The organism is Ketobacter alkanivorans, from assembly GCF_002863865.1.
Lineage (GTDB): Bacteria > Pseudomonadota > Gammaproteobacteria > Pseudomonadales > Ketobacteraceae > Ketobacter > Ketobacter alkanivorans.
In genome coordinates, this window is sequence record NZ_CP022684.1 from 3,741,561 (window position 1) to 3,759,866 (window position 18,306).

Sequence of the window (18,306 nt, forward strand, 5' to 3'; positions counted from 1 at the left end):
TTAAACTCCGTGAGTTTGTAACCACATCTCAAGCATGGCGACTTGCCAAAGCTTTGAGCCTCGTAATGGTGTAATGTGATCCCGGGGAGTATTCATTAGCATGTCTAAGTAGGGGCGTTGAAATAACTCTCGTTGACGCGATGTGTCGTTGTCCAGATAAGTTCGCACAAAATCAAGGTATGGGCCTTCAATGTACTTTAGGGCGGGCACTGGAAAATAACCTTTGGGCCGATCAATCACCTGGTTCGGAATGATCTTACGTGCGACTTCTTTCAGTATGTGTTTGCCACCCTGGCCAACTTTAAGGTTGGCCGGAATGAGACCTGCGAGCTCCACGACTTCATGATCCAGAAAGGGTACTCTGGCCTCCAGGCCCCAGGCCATTGTCATGTTGTCTACGCGTTTTACCGGATCATCCACCAGCATTACGTTTGTGTCGATGTGCAGTGCTTTATCTACAGCGTAGGGCGCTTTGATTGAGCTAAAGTACTGTTCAACAAATTGCCGACTGTAATTGTCTGCAACAAAGCGTGGGTGCACCGATTTGGCGTATTCATCTTCGCTACGATCAAAAAAATACTGACAGTAGGTGTCGACCGGACTTTCGCTGTCCAGCATCGGTGGATACCAATGATACCCTCCAAATACTTCGTCTGCACCTTGCCCACTTTGGACGACTTTCAGGTGCTTGGATACTTCATGTGACAATAAATAGAAGCCCACATTGTCGTAGCTGACCATAGGTTCCGACATGGCTGCGAACGTTTCCGGCAGTGTTTCCAGTAGTCGGTTTGATGGCACGCGAATTTGGTGGTGGTCGGTGTTGTAGTGCTTTGCAATGATGTCCGAGTAGACAAACTCGTCACCCTTTTCACCTCCGGCGGCTTCAAAGCCAACTGAAAAGGTATGCAAGTCGGTTTGACCTTGCTCTGCTAATAAGCCGACGATCAAGCTCGAGTCCAGGCCGCCCGATAACAATACCCCAACGGGTACATCGGCGACGGATCGTCGTGCGACGGATCGTTTCAGCTCGCTTAGCAATTCATCTTGCCAGTCCTGTTCTGTTTTCTGTTCGTCATTGCCTGTGGTTTCTATATTCAGAGACCAGTACGTAGTGTCCTGGATTTCACCTCCGGCAGAAATTTCCCGGACGGTTGCTGGGGGCAGTTTACGTATCCCCATCAGTATGGTGTGTGGTGGTGGCACCACGGCATGCCATTGCATGTAGTGATGCAAAGCAATCGGGTCAATATCGGTATTAATGCCGCCACTGGCTAATAGCGCAGGAATAGACGAGGCAAAGCGAATTCCGCCATCAATTTGTGATAGATATAACGGTTTGATGCCAAAGCGATCGCGAGCGAGGATGACCTTGCCACTGTCTCGGTGATGGATGGCAAAGGCAAACATGCCGTTGAAATGTTTTACACAATCCTTGCCCCAGGCATGGTAGGCCTTCAGAATAACTTCTGAGTCACCGCTGGAAAAGAATTTGTAGCCTTTGGCCTGGAGCTCGGCACGCAGTTCTTTGTAGTTATAGATGCAGCCGTTAAAGGCCAGCGTCAGCCCAAGATCGGGATCGTGCATCGGTTGTTGTGCGTGTTCACTGAGGTCAATGATTTTGAGGCGACGGTGACCGAAAGCCATATTGCCTTGGGCGAAAAATCCACCAGCGTCGGGCCCTCGAGGAATCAGTTTGTTTGCCATGCGTTCGACGGCAGAGAGAGATGGAGAGTGACCGTGAAAACGGATTTCTCCGCAGATACCACACATATATAACCCTCTATTTGCTATTGATCTTCGCTAATACCCGGTTCTAAAGTCGGAAGATTTGTCAGGTATTTTCGCTGTCAGTTTGCAGTCTTGACGGTAAAGGAAAAATTGTTCGTTTGAAGTGGCGTAATCTCAAACTACTTATATCAACCTGTTTCAATATCAGTGGGGGAGTTTAAACAGAATCACGTAATACCGTGATTCTGTGCGGAGCAATAGCGTTGTTTATTGCTCTCATTTGAAAATGTCTTAACCACTTTAACATGATGGGCAGTCCATGCAAACCGGCCTTCGCTGGTATCCGTCGGTGCTTTAGATTGCGCTATCTCCGTATACAACGGTGCAATTTTTATTGGCAGGGAAGTACCACAAGCCGGTTTGCATGGCCTGTCTATATGAGTATCTTAATGTTCTTGCCAGATCTTTTGTTACCGTCGCGCACCCGGACAAAATCAGTGTAATCCATAAAACCATTAACGTTTTCATTGTCTTCTCCTTTGAAAGAAAACAAGATTTTAATGATTCAGCGCTTTGAGGGTATGCGTTTCAATGGAGTCCTGGTTGGTGAGGCCAGCGGTATCGCTACATGATACGTTGGCCCATCCTGTTTCGTTGAGCCAAAAAAAAGGGTCTCATCAGAGACCCTTTTTCATTTAGCTGTGATGCTTATTACTTAACAGCGTCAACTGCTTTTTGGATCGCAGCTTTGGCTTCGTCAACGCCAGCCCAGCCGTCTACTTTCACCCATTTGCCGGGTTCCAGATCTTTGTAGTTTTCAAAGAAATGTTCGATTTGCTTGATCAGCAGCTCGGGCAGGTCGGTGTAGTCTTTCACGTCTTTGTACAGAGCGGTCAGCTTGTCGTGTGGCACGGCCAGGATTTTTGCGTCAGAACCGGCTTCGTCAGACATGTTCAGAACGCCAACTGGACGGGCGCGGATAACGGAGCCTGGTACAACCGGGTAAGGGGTGACCACCAGTACGTCCAGTGGGTCGCCGTCTTCGCCCAGGCTGTTGGGTACATAGCCGTAGTTGGCTGGGTAGAACATGGGGGTGGCCATAAAACGGTCAACAAATACGCAATCGCTGTCTTTGTCGATTTCGTATTTGATGGGGCTGCTGTTAGCAGGGATTTCGATGGCAACGTAGATTTCGTTGGGGATGTCTTTTCCAGCAGGAACGGAATTAAAGCCCATGGTTAAACCTTTAAGTCAGTAGGGTGAATGGATCAGGTTAAAAAAGTGGGCGAATTATACCTGAAGCCAGCCGGTGCGCATAGATCAGCAGGAATTCCTAAATGGTTTTTGCCGGTTCGGTGGAATTGCGTTGGGGGCGGGCGATTCCATACTCGGTAAACAGCCGGGATACCCGTACTACGATGTCGGATTGAAAGGCTTTTTCGTAATGCACATCCAATACATAGGCCTTGGCCCGGACCTGTATGGCTAGCCGTTCGGCTACTACTACTTCGTTGATGGCGAAGGAAACGGGCTTTTTCAGGTAAACAAAGCGGCTGGTGACAATGGCTTCGTGGATCAGGGCCTGGGCTTGTTGCAGGTCTGCGTCCAGTGCTACGTGGAAGTCGCATACCACCATCATGTCCAGCGCGCCGGCGTTTCCGGAAGAGACGACTTCAGTAATGAAGCGGCTGTTAGGGATGGTTACCAGGTTGTCATCCAGTGTGCTCAGGCGCACTGAGCGCAGGCCAATGCTGACGATTTCGCCATAAGTGTCGCCGAAGCTGACTCGATCCCCTACTTGGAAGGGGCGGTCAAACAGCAGTATCAGGCCAGCAATGATGGAGGCAGCCACGTCTTTCAAGGCAAAGCCAACGGCAACCGCGGCGCTGCCTCCTAGTGCCAGCAGCATTTCGCGGGGTGGTTGCAGGATGCCTACGATCATCCAGTAGGCACCGCCGAAATACCATAGAAATGAAATCAGTGTTGAGGTTTGCAGGATCAGAAACCGCTTGGAGGGAATGGTTTCCATGAGTTTCTGGCTTAAGCGGTGCAGCAGGTCGCTGACCAGCCACAGGAAGATGGCCGCAGCCAGCAGCATGAATATCTTGTTCAGGTCCAGCAGGTCGCTGAGGGCTGCCAGTTCTTCCAGGGCTTGATTATCCATTTAGAGTTCCCACTGCAGGTTCTTGCTGATCAGGAAGCCGTTCAGGGTGCCTTGCCAGCTGGGGTGGATGCGGTAGCGTTTGGTGTCATCCCGCCACAGCAGCCCTAGATTCAGGCCCTGTTTGAGGGTGTGACGTACGATTGCTTCAGGAAAATGGGTGACCAACATGATTTCTTCGCTGGAGAGGGATTTGTGGGTCACGATGGCGGAGAAGACGAAACAGAGATCATCTTTCATGTCTTTGAGTGCGTTGCCGGAAGGCTTGCCGGGTACGCCCAATTCAACGGTCTGCTCTTTGCTGCGGGCGGCTGCCAGCCATAGTTGAATGGCCACCTGGGGGATGCCTCCGCTTTGTTCCCAGAGGATGTTAAATACCCGTGAGTCGGCAGCTCGCACGCTGCTGGATTCGCTGCCTGCGGATGCGGAAAGCAGTAGTTCATCGTAGCGGATGCGGCGACGGCTGCCTTGGTGGCGTGACAGTATCAGTTTGCGGATGTCTGCCGGAGACCAGCGCGGCATCCTGAATATGTTGCTAAAGCGTACTTCGCGGTTGAATACGCAGTTGAGGTAGCTCCAGCTGGGCGCGTGCATGACGACGATCCAGAAGATATTGCGAAGATGGGCATTCAGGCATTGATTCAAGGCTCGATAGGCATCCAGGCAGCCTACTTCTGACAGGAACAGGTTGTGAGTGTTGTCCAGTACGATGATCTGGGGTTCCAGGGTTTCATCCATTTTTACCAGTTGTGCGACATCGGTCAGATTGGGAATGCAGAGGTGGCTGCCAACCATGGGCAGGATCGCCGCCGGGTCGGTGGTTTTGGCGGGTATATTCAGCACGCTGATGGGGGTATCGGTCCAGGTCGTGGTGAGGCGGTTGATCAATGCGGTTTTGCCGCTGCCTTGGTCGCCTACCACCAGGAGCACGTTGTCTTCGCTCTTCTCTTTCTGCCAATTCTGCAGGGGTTTCAGCGCATTGCTGATATCGTAGGCTTCGATCCAGGTTTTGTTATTGCGCAGCATCCAGTCTGAATAGCTTTCGTCCGGTAGCGTGTCGTCTTCCTGGGTTGCGTCTTCATCTCGCGCCTCTGCGGCCAGCCGAATCCGTATCAGTTTTACGGAGGTTGAACGATAGGTGTCGAAAATTAATAGCTTTTGGTGCAGATGCACGATGATGTCGCTGACTTGAGCCACGGCGAACAGTGCAGGCCAAACGGGCAGCATCCACCAGCGTTGTGCCTGTTGTGGATCCAGCTTTTTGTTGGTGCCTTTGCCCGCAGCATAAAGAAGGAAACGGGCCACTTGGGTGCTGTAACGCCGCAGCAGCCAGGTCATGGTGCCCCAGACGATGGCAGCGATAATCAGGATGGTAAAGAACATCAGGTAGCCACCGCCGGTGCCTTTCACCAATACCCAGCTCAGAAAACACATTACGAACACCCAGGCGACCCGGTGGGCGTCTGCGGCTTGCTGCTGGGCCATGTGGCTGGATACGAATTGCCCAGAGCGAGTGAAGGTGCGTGATATGACCCATTCCAGGATCACCCGGGCAGCGCGAAAAGCGGCGTACAATGAGCCGATTGGTGCCAGCCAGTTCAGGATGATCCAGCTTTCGGGCAGGGAGCGGCTTATGCCGTTGGCCCCCAGTAAAACCACCACCCAGGGGGCGTTGGGTTTAATGAACCACAACAGGGCGGCATTGAACTGGATCAAGCCCCGGTTTTGCAGGGAGATAAGCAGCTTTTGTTGCGCGAGGGAGAGTAGTTGTGGGGTGAAGGCTGCGAGCTTCAGTAGTGCGGACATAATGGCAATTAATGCCAGTATCTGCAGGAACCAGCTGGAGAGCATTTCGCCACGTTTGTCTTGTTTGATGGCGCGACGGTATTCCCTGATGAAGGGGCGTGTAACGGCGTCTATCAGGTTGGTTGGGGCGCTGCGGATTTCCGTTTTCAATTGTGGCCAGAATTGGCTGGGGTGGCTCATGTCGCGGAAGAAGTTAAGCCAGCCCAGGGACCAGATATGTTGATTGCGCCATTTTCCCGATTCCCGCAGCAATGCCCGGTGCGCTTCTTCTAATGTATCCAGCCAGTCCAGCAGGGCTGGATCTGATTCTGCGTTAATGTGCTCTGGTAGCTCGGGGTTCCAGTTGATGGCGCTTGCTGGATGGGGCACCTGCAGGGTTTCTGTCCAGACCTCGTTGGTACTGATGCCTTGGGGTTTGCTGGCGAGCAGTTGACCCAGCCAGATGCGGGTGGAGCCTCGCCAGTAATTGATCCAGTTGGTGATTTCCTCGTTGACCGCTTGTGCTGCGGGTAGGTCGGTGTGCTCTCCTGACCAGTTGGCGACTTCAGATTGCAGGCCGTTCAGTGTTTGCCATTGGGTGGTCTCCCGAACCAGTGCCAGCCTGGAATTGCGCGGCAGCTGGTATAAATGCAGTAAATGCTGGTTGATGATTTGTTGCTGCGAGCGCAGTTGTTTTTCCAGCCCCAGCCACTGAGCCTGCTGCTCTGGGCAGCCTTCGAAGTCAGGTGGCACCTGCAATAGGGTGGATTCCTGAGCCAGTTGTTTCTCCAGGGACAGCTTGGCTCGCAATAGTTCCAGGCTCATATCCAGGGGGGCATCTACGGTATCGGCCAGCACAAAATCGTCCGGAATCTGACCCTGAATCAGGTTGTCCAGCGCGTTGCGTTTTTGTTCCAGCGCTGCAAGATTGAGACTTTTGCGGGACAGCTGGCTTTGTAGTGCATCGCAATTGGCGGCACCATAGGCGATGGGGCTGGCGGCCAGAAGGCCAAGGCTCAGTATTGCTAAGAGAATTCTGACGTTCATTGTGTTGGGTGAGTGATCCCTGATTCATTTTTATTGTGACTTTATAGCATGCTCCTGCGTCTAAAAGCCAAGACATGCATGACCTTATGATAGACTTCAGAGCCGACGTGAGCAGGTAATTAAATTTATGGCCAGTGAGCAGGAAAACGAAACATTAGCGGGGCGGGACCCAATACAGGATCTGTTACAGCAATCCGCCAAGGATGGGATGGAAACCTATGACCCGGATCAATCCTTGCGTCGGGTGCTGTCACACGCTCGGCAGCAGACCGCTACCCGTGATATTGCCAGTTTTTTTGTGAGCTGGATCTGGATGCTGTTTGCCGGGTTTGGTGCATCCATGTATCAGGCTAATCAGCGCCGACACCCTCCGGCGCGCCCTGTTCGGCCTGCGCCCCGTCAAGCAAAGCCATCGCCTGAATAATATCCAACACCAACAACGGAACAAGGGGATAATCCGTGGACATCGAACTCTGGACTCAGAACATCGTTAACGCTACCGCCAGTTTCTGGAACAAGATAGCGGCATTTCTACCGAATTTGGCGGCTACCATTGTTATTCTTGTGGTGGGAATTGTGTTGGCCAAGCTGTTATCGCGCTGGTCCGGCAAGTTGTTGGCCAAGATCGGCATTGATGCTCTGTGTCAGCGCATCGGTATTACCGAATCCATGGCCAAAGCCGGGATGGAAAAGGCTCCCAGTGATCTGCTGGCCAAGTTTATTTACTTCTTTATTCTACTGGTCGTGACGCTTTCTGCAGCTGAAACCCTGGGCCTGGAACGGATTACCGCCATCCTGGATGATTTCGTGCTGTACCTGCCCAAGGTACTGGGTGCTTTGTTTGTGATTCTGGTGGGCATGTTTATTGCCCATGTTGTGAAGCAAAGCATTCATGCCGCGGTGGACAAAATGGGGATGGATTATGCCTCCTCAGTATCCCGGCTGGCCCAGATCATTATTTTCATCACTACTTTCTCTTTGGCAGTAGGGCAACTGGAGATCGAAACCCAGATGCTCAATATCGTCTTTGCCATCGTGCTGGGGTGTTTGGGGGGTGCTGCCGCTATTTCCCTGGGGCTGGGTACACGGGCTGTTTCCAACAATATTATATCCGGGGTATATGTGCGGGAGCAGTTGCAGCCGGGGGATGAGGTCACCATTGGTGATTTTACTGGCTCGGTGCTGTCGGTGGGCACGGTAAATACCATTTTGGAGAACGCTGAGGGAGAGTGCCTGTCGGTGCCGAATCAGCAGTTGATCAGTCGTAGTTTTAAGTTCCAGTCCTGGTCTGAAGACGAAGGCTGAAGCGGCGTAGCTTCGCCTCTTCCTATCCTGCAGCTATCGTGAACAGACCCGTGTCAAAACGGCCGGTTCGTGCGCAACTCGCTGAAAAGAGCGATGAACAGCTGGTGGCCATTGCCCGCAAGCAATTGCCCCACGTAACCTTGGCCTACGAAGTGCTCATGCGACGTTATCAGGATGCCCTGATGCGCACCTGTACCCGTTATCTGGGTTCGATGCACGATGCTGAAGAGATCGTGCACGAGGTCATGCTGCGGGTATTTCATGGCCTTGCCCGGTTTAAGGGGGAATCCAGCTTCAAAACCTGGTTGTATCGTATTGCCTACAACGAGTCCATGAGCCAGTTACGCAAACGCCGGGATCAGGTGGATTTGGATTCGGTGAGCGAAGACGAGCACCTGTCCACCGATCAGCAAAGAGTGGAACAGGATGTGATGGCGATGCGACTGGATCGATGGATTAGCCTGCTGGATCAGGAAGATAAAACCATCGTCGTGTATCGGGCCATTGCCGAGCTGGAATTCAAGGAAATTGCCGATATTGTGGGCATGAATCTCAGTGCGGTGAAAATGCGTTACCAGCGGGCGCTGGAAAAGCTGAAGCAGCATTACGAATAAGCGCGGTTCTTGTGTAACGACCCTCTTTTAAATAAAAAATGTGACTTTTCCTGAGGTTGCTGCGTCTACCTTCAGACAGCATCGCCGCAGGAGAACCTAACATGTACGACGAAGCTCTATTTACCTGTGTAATGGAAAAACTGCCCCAGCCAGAAGAATCGAAATGGGAGCCGTTTCAGGTAGTTCGCCACTTTATTGATGGAGAAAGCGATGTCTTGTCAGAAGGCTGCTACTACGCATGTCGATCGTCTATTGATCGTTACTATCGCTATCTAAGCCGCCAGGAAGCGACATACTCCGTGTATTGGCGTAATGAAACCAGTTTCGAAGTGCATGAAAATCGTATGTCGAATTGCGCTTGATCAAATTATGCCTTAACTTTTGCAGTAGTCTAAGAAGTTCACATGGCATCAGGAGGTTAAGGTATGGTTTCTTACAGTCGTATATTGTTGGCCGTTCCACATCGTTGGGCGAATGAGGAAACCATTCGACATGCCGTTGAGGTGGCTCGAGCGCATAATGCTCATCTTACCCTGTTCGGCGTGGTTGAGGCTGTGGAAAAAGAGTACGAAAGCTGGCTTACCACCAAGCTGCCGGAAGACCTGGAAAAGAGCATGCGGGATAAACAGACAGCGGCACTGCAGCAGCGCGTGGACGCAATTAAGCCTGAGTATGCCAACGTGGATGCAGCGGTGGCCCAAGGCATTCCATTTGTTGAAATCATAAAGCAAGTGCAGCGTGGTGCTTACGACCTGCTGATTGTTGATGCTGTTTCTACCAAACCCACCCGCAAGCGTTTTATGGGCAGTACTACCAAACATGTGCTGCGCAAGTGTCCGTGTGCTGTTATGTGTTTGCGCGGTAATGATAAGCCTGCGCGGGTGCTGGCTGCGGTGGACGTGTTTGCATCCACCCCTGACTCTCAGGCACTTAATCTCAAGGTGTTGGCTCATGCTGATGCTTTGGCGAAAAAGGAGGGCGCTAAACTGCATGTGGTTTATGCCCAGCAACCTATCGGGGAGCCTATGCTGTCCTCTTGGGGCATAGGCAGTGCGGATATGCTCGACGGTATGGAGGCTGACTTGATTGCCAATGCCGATAGCAAATTACTTAAACTGGTGGAAGACGTCTGCGGCAGCCCCAAAGGAATCGTGTTGCAGACCCTGCTGGGCAATCCAAGGGATGCAGTGCCTTCGTATGTGCAGGAGCAAGACATTGACCTGATCGCCATGGGCACGGTCTGTCGTACCGGTATCAAGGGCTTTTTGATCGGTAACACCGCCGAATCCATCCTGAGTGAAGTTGAATGCTCGGTGTTGGCACTGAAACCGGATGGTTTTGTCAGCACGGTCGAATAACACCCAGGATAGAATCGTTGTATTTTTGAGCGGGATAGGGTGCCTTAAAGGGTGTTCTATCCCGTTTTCTGTCGTAGTTCGCTCCCATAATTGTGAAAAGTACCATTTCATCATTTCGATGTGACCTCACAGCTATTGCCCTCGTCTACCTCTGCAGAGATTCATTTTTTGTTACGAAAAACTGCCTGAGGAACGTCCATGAAAAAGGTATCGGTCTTTAATTGTCGAATACGCCGCAAGCAACGAACCGCTCAATACGGGGATCTGTTTGAACTGGTGCGTGAATACGTTGTGGGAGATGATGACGTGTTATTGCAGGGAAGCTACCAGACTTGCCGGGATGCCATGCAGCGATATTACGGCAGCTTGATCAGCGATCCTGAGCAGTATGTGGTGCAGTGGTGTGATGAATTCGGGTTTATTGTGCATCAGCTGGTTGATGCTGATGTGTACCAGACCAAATTGGCATCGGCCCGATAGGTGGCTGGCCCAGCAGCAAATGGAAACTACCTTCAAGGGTATAAAGGGGAGTTCGGTATCGCTTGTTCCCATTGTCGTGTTCATATTCGAACCCGACGTATGCTGCTGTCCAACCTTGAGTCAGCCTTCTGTCATGACGACTTCAGGCATGAGTCAAGCAACGCCTCGTTGGCAAGAACGAGGCGTATCAGAACGGGGTAAGGCCAATTACCCCGGACTGACTCTTGTTGTGCTTCTGGTTAGCCCAGAAACACTTCCACTTTCCCGGCGTTTTCACGAACTTTGTATACCGGGATGTGGGTATCTTCTTCCAGACACTTGCCTGTCTCCAGGCAGAAGTGATGCTTGTATATTGGGGATGCCACCACGTTGTAGCCTTTCAGATCGCCAACGATGCCACGTGAAATGACGTTGGCCTTGCTGAATGGATCGTGGTTGTCGATCGCGTAGAGGCTGGTTTTACCCTGTTCTGCAACTTTGAATATGGCCACCTGGCGATCAGCGATTTTGGCGCACACGCCGACGTTGGTGAGTAAGTCATCCAGTTCGCACACGGGCACCCAGGACAGTTCTGCTTTTGCGTTCATGCTGCGCTCCTTATTTCAGTACGTTAGGTTGATTACACTGCGACAGTTTCAATGCGCTTCTCTTCATCGCGAGCAGGGCGAATTTGGCCGCGCTCTTTGACAAATACAACGTTGCTGTCTTTTTCATCCGAGTTGACGAAGTGGCGGAAACGCTTCATCTTCTGTGGATCTTCGATAGTGGCTTTCCACTCGCACTGATAGGTTTCAACCAAGTGCTGCATTTGCGCTTCCAGTTCTGCGCCTATGCCCAGGGAATCGTTGATCACCACATCTTGCAGATACTTTAAGCCGCCTTCCAGGTTGTCCATCCATACGGATGTGCGTTGCAGGCGTTCAGCGGTTTTGATGTAGAACATCAAGAAGCGATCGATGTACTTCACCAGGGTTGCATCGTCCAGATCCGAGGCAAACAGATCCGCATGGCGAGGCTTCATGCCGCCGTTGCCGCACAGATACAGGTTCCAGCCTTTCTCTGTTGCGATAACACCGATGTCCTTACTCTGTGCTTCGGCGCATTCGCGGGTGCAGCCTGACACCGCCAGCTTGAATTTATGCGGTGCACGAACGCCGCGATAGCGCTGCTCAACCTGAATGGCCATGCCTACGCTGTCCTGCACGCCATAGCGGCACCAGGTGGAGCCAACACAACTTTTGACGGTACGCATTGCTTTGCCGTAGGCGTGGCCACTTTCGAAGCCCGCGTCGATCAGTTCTTTCCAGATCAGCGGCAGTTCGTGGGCCTGCGCACCAAACAGGTCAATACGTTGCCCGCCGGTGATTTTGGTGTACAAACCATATTTCTTGCCTACTTCACCAATGGCGATCAGGCCTTCCGGTGTGATCTCACCACCGGGCACTCGTGGTACGACAGAATAGGTGCCGTCTTTCTGCATGTTGGCCATGAAGTAATCGTTGGTATCCTGCAGCCCGGCCAAGGCCGGTTCGATAACATGGTCATTCCAGCAGGAGGCGAGAATCGAGGCGGTGGTGGGCTTGCAGATGTCGCAGCCTTTGCCTGTGCCATGCTTGGCGATGAGTTCTTCGAAGGAGCGAATGCCTTCCACGCGCACTAAGTGATACATTTCCTGGCGTGAATATGGAAAGTGTTCGCATAAATCCTTTTTCACCTCAATGCCCAGTTTTTCCAGCTCGGCATTCATGACCTGACCCACCAGAGCAGTACATCCACCACAACTGGTGGCGGCTTTAGTGGCGGATTTCAGTTCGCCCAAATCGGTGATGCCGTTCTGTACGGCGCAGCAGATGTCGCCTTTGCTCACGTTGTTGCAGGAGCAGATTTGTGCGCTGTCAGGCAGTTTATCCACGCCCATGGCGGGAGCAGCAGCTCCGTCGCGTTGAGGCAGAATCAGGGAATCAGGGAACTCCGGCAGTTCAATGTTATTCAACATCATCTGCAACAGGGTGCCATAGTTTTCGGCTTCACCAACCAACACAGCACCCAGTAGGTATTTGCCGTCTTCACTGGTTACTATTTTTTTGTAGACTTTGTTGTGTTCGTCGGTGAAAGAATAGCTTTGAGCACCTTTGGTCATGCCGTGAGCGTCACCGATGCTGGCTACGTCTACGCCCATGAGCTTCAGCTTGGTGCTCATGTCGGCACCGACGAATTCAGAATTAAAGTCACCAGAAATCGCGTCAGCGGCCACTTGGGACATTTGATAGCCCGGCGCTACCAGGCCAAAGATGCGGTTGTTCCATAAAGCACACTCGCCAATGGCGAAGATGTCTTCGTCTGAGGTTTGGCAGAAATTATTGACCGATATACCGCCACGCTCACCCATGGCCAGCTCTGCTTGTCGTGCCAGTTCGTCTTGTGGACGGATACCGGCAGAAAACAGAATCAGATCTGTATCCAGATGGCTGCCATCAGCAAAGTTCATGCGCAGGGTGGTTTCGTCACCGTCGACGATTTCCTGGGTGTTCTTGCCGGTGTGTACTTGCACGCCGAGCTCTTCAATCATGCTGCGCAGCATGCTGCCGCCGCCTTCATCAATCTGCACCGCCATCAAGCGGGGCGCAAATTCAACCACGTGGGTTTCCAATCCGAGATCTTTCAACGCTTTGGCTGCTTCCAGACCGAGCAGACCGCCCCCGACGACCACACCAACGCGACTTTTGGCTGCGGTGGCTTGTATGGCTTCCAGGTCTTCAATGGTTCGATAAACCAAACATTCGGGGCGATCTTTGCCTGGAATAGGTGGAACAAACGGATAGGATCCCGTGGCTAGCACGAGCTTGTCATAAGAGATGATGTCGCCTTTGGCTGACTTCACTTCTTTGTTCTTGCGGTCAATGGCAACGGCTTTGTCACCCAGACGAATATCGATCTGGTTGTCACCGAAGAAGCCGTCTTCTACCAGGGACAGGTCTTCTGCAGTCTTGCCAGAGAAGTATTCTGAAAGATGTACGCGATCGTACGCCGCGCGAGGCTCTTCACAGAATGTAGTGATATGGAAATCGGCTGCTTGCTCTTTAGCTGCAAACTGCTCCAGAAATTTTTGGCCTACCATGCCGTTACCGATAACGACTAATTTTTGCTTGCTCACGATTGGACTCCACTCTATCTAACAACTCACCGTCGGGGCGATACTCCCGACCTGGCCCGATAGTAATTACTCTCGAATCCTATAAAGCAGCTAGTGTGCCAAAGTGATAAATTTATCGATTAATAGTGAAATTGAGGTGTGCAGAGGGCAAAAACAGCTCCAATTGGCAAAAATGCATTATCGTGGTTCGGTGTGCACCATGCATGGCACAATAACGGTGCTTAATGGGTTGTTGGTGCTTTGATAAAAAGCGCACATATGATGCGCACGGTTGGCGTGAGTGGGTTAATGTGGTGCGAAAATTTCAGCTCATAAATAGAGTGGATAAACGTGGGGAAGGGGAGGTTCAAAAATGAAGTTAGGTTGGCTGACGGATTCTCTATTATGCCTGTTATCGGTTCGCGTTTGAGGCCGGAGCGCCCCTATAGCGCCCCTGCATAGTTGCGGTGCATCGTCAGGGGCTGTTAGCGGCAATCAGTGTTTTGATTTCCGAAACGCAGGAGCCGCAGTTGGTGCCGGCTTTTAGGTGTTTACCCACTTCACTGGCGTCAGTCAGTTTGTGCTGCCGGATGGCTTTCAGAATGGTGTTTTCCCCTACGCCAAAGCACGCGCAGATGGTGCGACCACAATCCTCAACACCGGCTGGGCTTTTGCCCGACAGCAGTGCTTTCCGCTCCAGCGTGCCTAGGGTGCTGCTGGTGAACAGGCTGGCGAGCCAGTTACGATCTGCGCTGCTGACGGAGCGGCTTGAACCGGGGCCAATGTAGAGGCAAGTTTTCAGGCCTGCCTCATCCAGCCAGGCGCAACGCAGGCTTTGCTGTTGTGCGTCATGGTATCGAATAGTGGGTTCTTGCTGCGCATGGGCAAGGGTGGCCATCATTTCTTGTGTGGTGTCCAGGGGGTTGTCGCCCGCCAGTTCATAACGATAAAACGCCTGCCCTTTTATCTTTGCGGCGTATTGGCAATCAGGCAGGGGCAGGTTCTCCCTGGAGAGCATGACTGCACTCCATTGGGGGTGCCAGGGTTCGATTCGGCAGGGGGTGTGTTTGGATTCAGGTTGGCCGGATATGGGGTCAACCGCGGGGTTGACCAGCTCACCGATGCGGGCTCCACGGGCCCACTGGTTATTCCAATGCATGGGTACGAATAATTCGCCGCAACGCACGCTGTCGGTGACGTTTATTTTAAGAATGGCTGTGCCCCAGGGTGACTGGATGCGGGCCAGCTGGCCGTTGATTAATAAAAGCCGAGCGGCATCGTTGGGGTGAACTTCGACGAACGGCTCCGGTTTATGGGCGTTCAGTGGGGGAGCCAGTGCGGTGCGGGTCATGGTGTGCCATTGATCCCGAATTCGGCCACTGTTCAGTGCCATGGGCCATTCAGGGGTAACCGGATGGCTCACGCCCTGGCAGCGTACGGCGGTAAAACGTGCTTTGCCGTTATCGGTGCTGAATCTGCCATCCCCGTATAGGCGAGGCGTACCTTGACCCGCGCGGATAGGCCATTGTTGAGGTTGCAGGTCGTCATAGGCCTGATCTGTCAGGTCGGCTAGCTCCCCTAAATCAAACAAGCGCGGGCTGTTACGATTCTGGTGGCTCAGTTTTGCATGTTCTCGAAATACATCGGCGGCGCGCTTATAGGGGAAGTGCTCGCCAAAGCCCATGGCGTGAGCCACATCGGTAAGGATGCGCCAGTCCTGGCGTGCTTCACCGGCCGGGTCCACGCTGCCACGTTGGCGTGACAGGCGGCGCTCGGAGTTGGTGACGGTGCCGTCTTTCTCTCCCCAGCCGGTGGCAGGTAGCAGTACATGTGCATGTTGGGTGGTGTCGGTGCTGGCGATGCAGTCCGATACCACAACCAATTCTGCCCGTTGCAGGGCTCGTACTACCAAGCTGGCGTTGGGCAGGCTGACGGCAGGGTTGGTGCCTATTATCCACAGGGCTTTAACGGTTCCGGCTTCGATGGCATTGAACAGATCGACGGCTTTAAGCCCAGGCTGGCGGGCGAGGTTAGGCGATTTCCAAAACTCACGCAGTTGATCAATGTGCTGATCATTGAACTCCATGTGGGCGGCCAGCTGGTTGGCGAGCCCCCCCACTTCTCGCCCTCCCATGGCGTTAGGTTGTCCGGTGAGTGAGAAGGGGGAGGCGCCGGGCTTGCCCACCCGCCCAGTGGCCAGGTGGCAATTAATGATGGCATTGCCTTTGTCGGTGCCCTGGGAAGATTGGTTAATGCCTTGGGAGAAGCAGGTTACGGTGCGGTCGGTTTCTGCAAACCATTGATAGAAGCGGTTGATATCTGCTGTGGGCAGGTCGCACCGTTGCGCGATCTGGTTCAGGCTGGCTCCATCGTTGCGGGCGCTGTTAATGGCAGCATCGAAGTTGTCGCAGTGTTGTTCTATATAGTGGCTATCGGTTTTCCCTTGTTCATGCAAGAAGCTCAGCAGGCCGTTGAACAGGGCAACGTCGGTGCCGGGTTTGATTGGCAGGTGTAAATCGGCGATCTCGCAGGTGGCGGTGCGGCGTGGATCAATCACCACCACCTTCATGTGGGGCCGCTGCTGTTTAGCGGCTTTAATGCGCTGGAACAGGATGGGATGGCACCAGGCTGTGTTAGAGCCAGTCAGAATAATGAGGTCTGCCAGTTCCAAGTCTTCATAGCAGGCGGGAACGCAGTCTTCCCCGAAGGCGCGCTTGTAGGCGGATACTGCCGAGGACATGCACAGGCGTGAATTGGTGTCGATATTGGCGCTGCCGATAAAGCCTTTCATCAACTTGTTGGCAACGTAGTAATCCTCTGTCAGAAGTTGCCCTGATACATAGAAGGCAACGGAATCGGGGCCGTGTTCTTTGATGATGCGCTTAAATTCGCTGGCAACGTAGTCGGTGGCTTGGGGCCAGCTGGCCCGCAGACCATTGATCATGGGGTGCAGCAGGCGGCCTTCCTGGGTTAGGGTGCGGGCAAGGTTAGTGCCTTTGGAGCACAGTTTGCCAAAGTTGGCAGGGTGCAGGTTGTCGCCTTTTACGCTGTGGCTACCGTTGGTATCGGTATGTATTTCAATGCCGCAGCCTACTCCACAATAAGCACAGGTACTTCTGTTCATCATCGGGTTGTTTGCCATGTTTGAGTGGTCAAGCGGCTGCGGGCAGGTTCTCGGCCTGCGTCGGCCACTGACAGAAATCCTTGCCGAAAATAAGTTGATCGCGAATGGGGTTGATGTTCGTTTGCTGTTGTATCAAATCAAAGAACCAACCGCCATCCTGAGTATCGCCATAAAGAACCGCCCCTACCAGCTTGTTGTCTTTTATTACCAGTTTTTTGTAGTGATCCAGCTCGGTGTCAAAATACGTTATGACCTGATTATCGTCGGTTTCTTTGAATTGACCGGCAGAAAACGCGTGAATTCCGGTTATTTTTAACTGCGTGGCCTGCGCTTTGGGTATGTAGCGGGCGATGCCCATTTCCGCCAGATGGTTTGCGCATACCCGTGCCTGTTCGAAGGTGGGTGCAACCAAGCCGAATAGTTGCCCCCGATGCTGTACGCACTCACCTATAGCGTAAATGGCGGGGTCAAAGGTTTGCATTACATCGTTGACCAGTATGCCTTTTTCGCAATGTAGGCCACAGCTTTTTGCCAGACCGATGTTGGGTGTGACGCCGGTGGCCATTACGACCATATCGACTTGCAGGCTGGAGCCGTCTTTGAACCGTAAGCCGGTTACTTCGCCCAGTTCATTACCTTGAATGGAGTCGGTGGCGGTGTTCATCAAAAAATGGATTCCGCTTGCACGCAAGGATTTCTGTAGCAGGCGGGCGGAAGTCGCGTCCAGTTGTCGATTCAGCAGGGTGTCTGCGGTGTGAACAACGGTTACGTCCATACCTTGTTTACGTAGACCGTTGGCAGCCTCCAGGCCGAGTAAACCACCGCCGATGACCGCTGCCCGTTGTTTCTGTTGGGTAAGTTCCAGCATGGCGTTGACATCTTTAATGTCCCGAAAGGTCAGCACATTTTTAAGGTCGTGGCCTGGCACAGGGATGCGAAATGGCACTGAGCCGGTAGCCAGCACCAGACGGTCATAGGGGATTTGTTTGCCGCTTGCAGTAGAGACGATCCGTTGTTTGCGGTTAATGGCGGTGGCTTGCTCTCCTTTATAGAAGGTGATGCCATGATGCCGGTACCAGTCTTCATCGTTGAGCATGATGTTTTCAATGGTCTTTTCGCCTGCCAGTACAGGGGACAGCATAATGCGGTTGTAGTTACCAATGTGCTCTTCGCCGATGACGCTGATGTCATACTTGTCGGCATTCAGTTTGAGCAGTTCCTCAATGGTGCGGGTGCCAGCCATGCCGTTACCCACAAACACCAGCTTTGGCTTGCTGCATTCAGTAATCGCTTTCATAGGCCAGGCCTCACAACAGTACGATTGAATTAACAGGATATGAGCAAGCCTTGTGCCAGCAGGGGAAGGGCCCCGTTGAGCCGGGGTCTATTTCCTGAAATGCACTCATATGGTGTTTGCAGGCATCAATAGTGTCTGTTGCTGGTGCGTTGTGATGATTTTGCAATTTTTATTAGGCGGCAATATGGTGCGATTTTGGTTGTTGGTCGCACTTATAGTGAACGTTTTTAGGTTGCTGGCTTGCTCTAAGCGCCCAAATAGATGCGGTTTA

The 18,306-nt window shown here is 52.6% G+C and carries 14 protein-coding genes; 6 read left to right on the forward strand and 8 right to left on the reverse strand.

The features are described from left to right. The 4 genes from Kalk_RS15910 to Kalk_RS15925 all read right to left on the reverse strand — a co-directional run bounded on the left by Kalk_RS15910 (position 1) and on the right by Kalk_RS15925 (position 6,724). Positions 1 to 1,773 (reverse strand): N-acetylglutaminylglutamine amidotransferase, encoded by a 1,773-nt coding sequence (locus Kalk_RS15910; protein WP_101895192.1) that lies wholly within the window; start codon positions 1,771 to 1,773, stop codon positions 1 to 3. A gap of 669 nt (positions 1,774 to 2,442) precedes the next feature. After that, positions 2,443 to 2,967 carry an inorganic diphosphatase gene (gene ppa, locus Kalk_RS15915; protein ID WP_101895193.1) on the reverse strand — a complete coding sequence of 175 codons (525 nt, stop codon included), beginning with the start codon at positions 2,965 to 2,967 and terminating at the stop codon, positions 2,443 to 2,445. Between the two features lie 97 nt (positions 2,968 to 3,064). Continuing rightward, positions 3,065 to 3,895, reverse strand: coding sequence for a mechanosensitive ion channel family protein (locus Kalk_RS15920; RefSeq protein ID WP_101895194.1), 831 nt, complete (start codon positions 3,893 to 3,895; stop codon positions 3,065 to 3,067). Further along, positions 3,896 to 6,724, reverse strand: coding sequence for a P-loop NTPase family protein (locus Kalk_RS15925; protein WP_101895195.1), 2,829 nt, complete (start codon positions 6,722 to 6,724; stop codon positions 3,896 to 3,898). A 127-nt stretch (positions 6,725 to 6,851) separates the two neighbouring features. On the opposite strand from Kalk_RS15925, the gene Kalk_RS15930 reads away from it, so the two are divergent. The 6 genes from Kalk_RS15930 (at position 6,852) to Kalk_RS15955 (ending at position 10,481) form a co-directional block, all read left to right on the forward strand. Further along, a complete protein-coding gene (locus tag Kalk_RS15930; protein ID WP_101895196.1) occupies positions 6,852 to 7,148 on the forward strand; it encodes a hypothetical protein in 297 nt (98 codons plus the stop codon). A 35-nt stretch (positions 7,149 to 7,183) separates the two neighbouring features. Continuing rightward, a complete protein-coding gene (locus Kalk_RS15935; protein ID WP_101895197.1) occupies positions 7,184 to 8,029 on the forward strand; it encodes a mechanosensitive ion channel family protein in 846 nt (281 codons plus the stop codon). Positions 8,030 to 8,067: 38 nt separating this feature from the next. Next, on the forward strand, positions 8,068 to 8,643 hold the full coding sequence (locus tag Kalk_RS15940) for a sigma-70 family RNA polymerase sigma factor (protein WP_199767931.1): 576 nt from the start codon (positions 8,068 to 8,070) through the stop codon (positions 8,641 to 8,643). 101 nt (positions 8,644 to 8,744) lie between these two features. Next, positions 8,745 to 9,005, forward strand: coding sequence for a hypothetical protein (locus Kalk_RS15945; RefSeq protein ID WP_101895198.1), 261 nt, complete (start codon positions 8,745 to 8,747; stop codon positions 9,003 to 9,005). A 63-nt stretch (positions 9,006 to 9,068) separates the two neighbouring features. Continuing rightward, on the forward strand, positions 9,069 to 10,001 hold the full coding sequence (locus Kalk_RS15950) for a universal stress protein (RefSeq protein ID WP_101895199.1): 933 nt from the start codon (positions 9,069 to 9,071) through the stop codon (positions 9,999 to 10,001). A gap of 198 nt (positions 10,002 to 10,199) precedes the next feature. Further along, the gene (locus tag Kalk_RS15955; RefSeq protein WP_101895200.1) at positions 10,200 to 10,481 is read left to right on the forward strand and encodes a hypothetical protein; all 282 of its coding nucleotides are present in this window, start codon (positions 10,200 to 10,202) and stop codon (positions 10,479 to 10,481) included. 239 nt (positions 10,482 to 10,720) lie between these two features. On the opposite strand, the gene nirD is transcribed toward Kalk_RS15955, so the two are convergent. The 4 genes from nirD to Kalk_RS15975 form a co-directional block, all read right to left on the reverse strand. Beyond that, positions 10,721 to 11,068: a nitrite reductase small subunit NirD gene (gene nirD, locus Kalk_RS15960; protein WP_101895201.1), complete on the reverse strand. Its 348-nt coding sequence runs from the start codon at positions 11,066 to 11,068 to the stop codon at positions 10,721 to 10,723. A gap of 32 nt (positions 11,069 to 11,100) precedes the next feature. After that, positions 11,101 to 13,635: a nitrite reductase large subunit NirB gene (nirB, locus tag Kalk_RS15965; protein ID WP_101895202.1), complete on the reverse strand. Its 2,535-nt coding sequence runs from the start codon at positions 13,633 to 13,635 to the stop codon at positions 11,101 to 11,103. A 454-nt stretch (positions 13,636 to 14,089) separates the two neighbouring features. Further along, complete coding sequence (locus Kalk_RS15970; protein ID WP_324772338.1) at positions 14,090 to 16,741, reverse strand: nitrate reductase; 2,652 nt, start codon at positions 16,739 to 16,741, stop codon at positions 14,090 to 14,092. 25 nt (positions 16,742 to 16,766) lie between these two features. Beyond that, entirely contained in the window at positions 16,767 to 18,035 is a 1,269-nt protein-coding gene (locus Kalk_RS15975) for an NAD(P)/FAD-dependent oxidoreductase (RefSeq protein ID WP_101895204.1), read from the reverse strand. Positions 18,036 to 18,306 lie beyond the last annotated feature (271 nt).

Coding starts and splice junctions, on each gene's coding strand:
- Kalk_RS15910 (WP_101895192.1), bottom strand. CDS start 1,773: ATGTGTGGTATCTGCGGAGAAATCCGTTTTCACGGTCACTCTCCATCT.
- Kalk_RS15950 (WP_101895199.1), top strand. CDS start 9,069: ATGGTTTCTTACAGTCGTATATTGTTGGCCGTTCCACATCGTTGGGCG.
- Kalk_RS15955 (WP_101895200.1), top strand. CDS start 10,200: ATGAAAAAGGTATCGGTCTTTAATTGTCGAATACGCCGCAAGCAACGA.
- Kalk_RS15930 (WP_101895196.1), top strand. CDS start 6,852: ATGGCCAGTGAGCAGGAAAACGAAACATTAGCGGGGCGGGACCCAATA.
- Kalk_RS15970 (WP_324772338.1), bottom strand. CDS start 16,741: ATGATGAACAGAAGTACCTGTGCTTATTGTGGAGTAGGCTGCGGCATT.
- Kalk_RS15975 (WP_101895204.1), bottom strand. CDS start 18,035: ATGAAAGCGATTACTGAATGCAGCAAGCCAAAGCTGGTGTTTGTGGGT.
- Kalk_RS15920 (WP_101895194.1), bottom strand. CDS start 3,895: ATGGATAATCAAGCCCTGGAAGAACTGGCAGCCCTCAGCGACCTGCTG.
- Kalk_RS15945 (WP_101895198.1), top strand. CDS start 8,745: ATGTACGACGAAGCTCTATTTACCTGTGTAATGGAAAAACTGCCCCAG.
- Kalk_RS15925 (WP_101895195.1), bottom strand. CDS start 6,724: ATGAACGTCAGAATTCTCTTAGCAATACTGAGCCTTGGCCTTCTGGCC.
- nirD (WP_101895201.1), bottom strand. CDS start 11,068: ATGAACGCAAAAGCAGAACTGTCCTGGGTGCCCGTGTGCGAACTGGAT.
- ppa (WP_101895193.1), bottom strand. CDS start 2,967: ATGGGCTTTAATTCCGTTCCTGCTGGAAAAGACATCCCCAACGAAATC.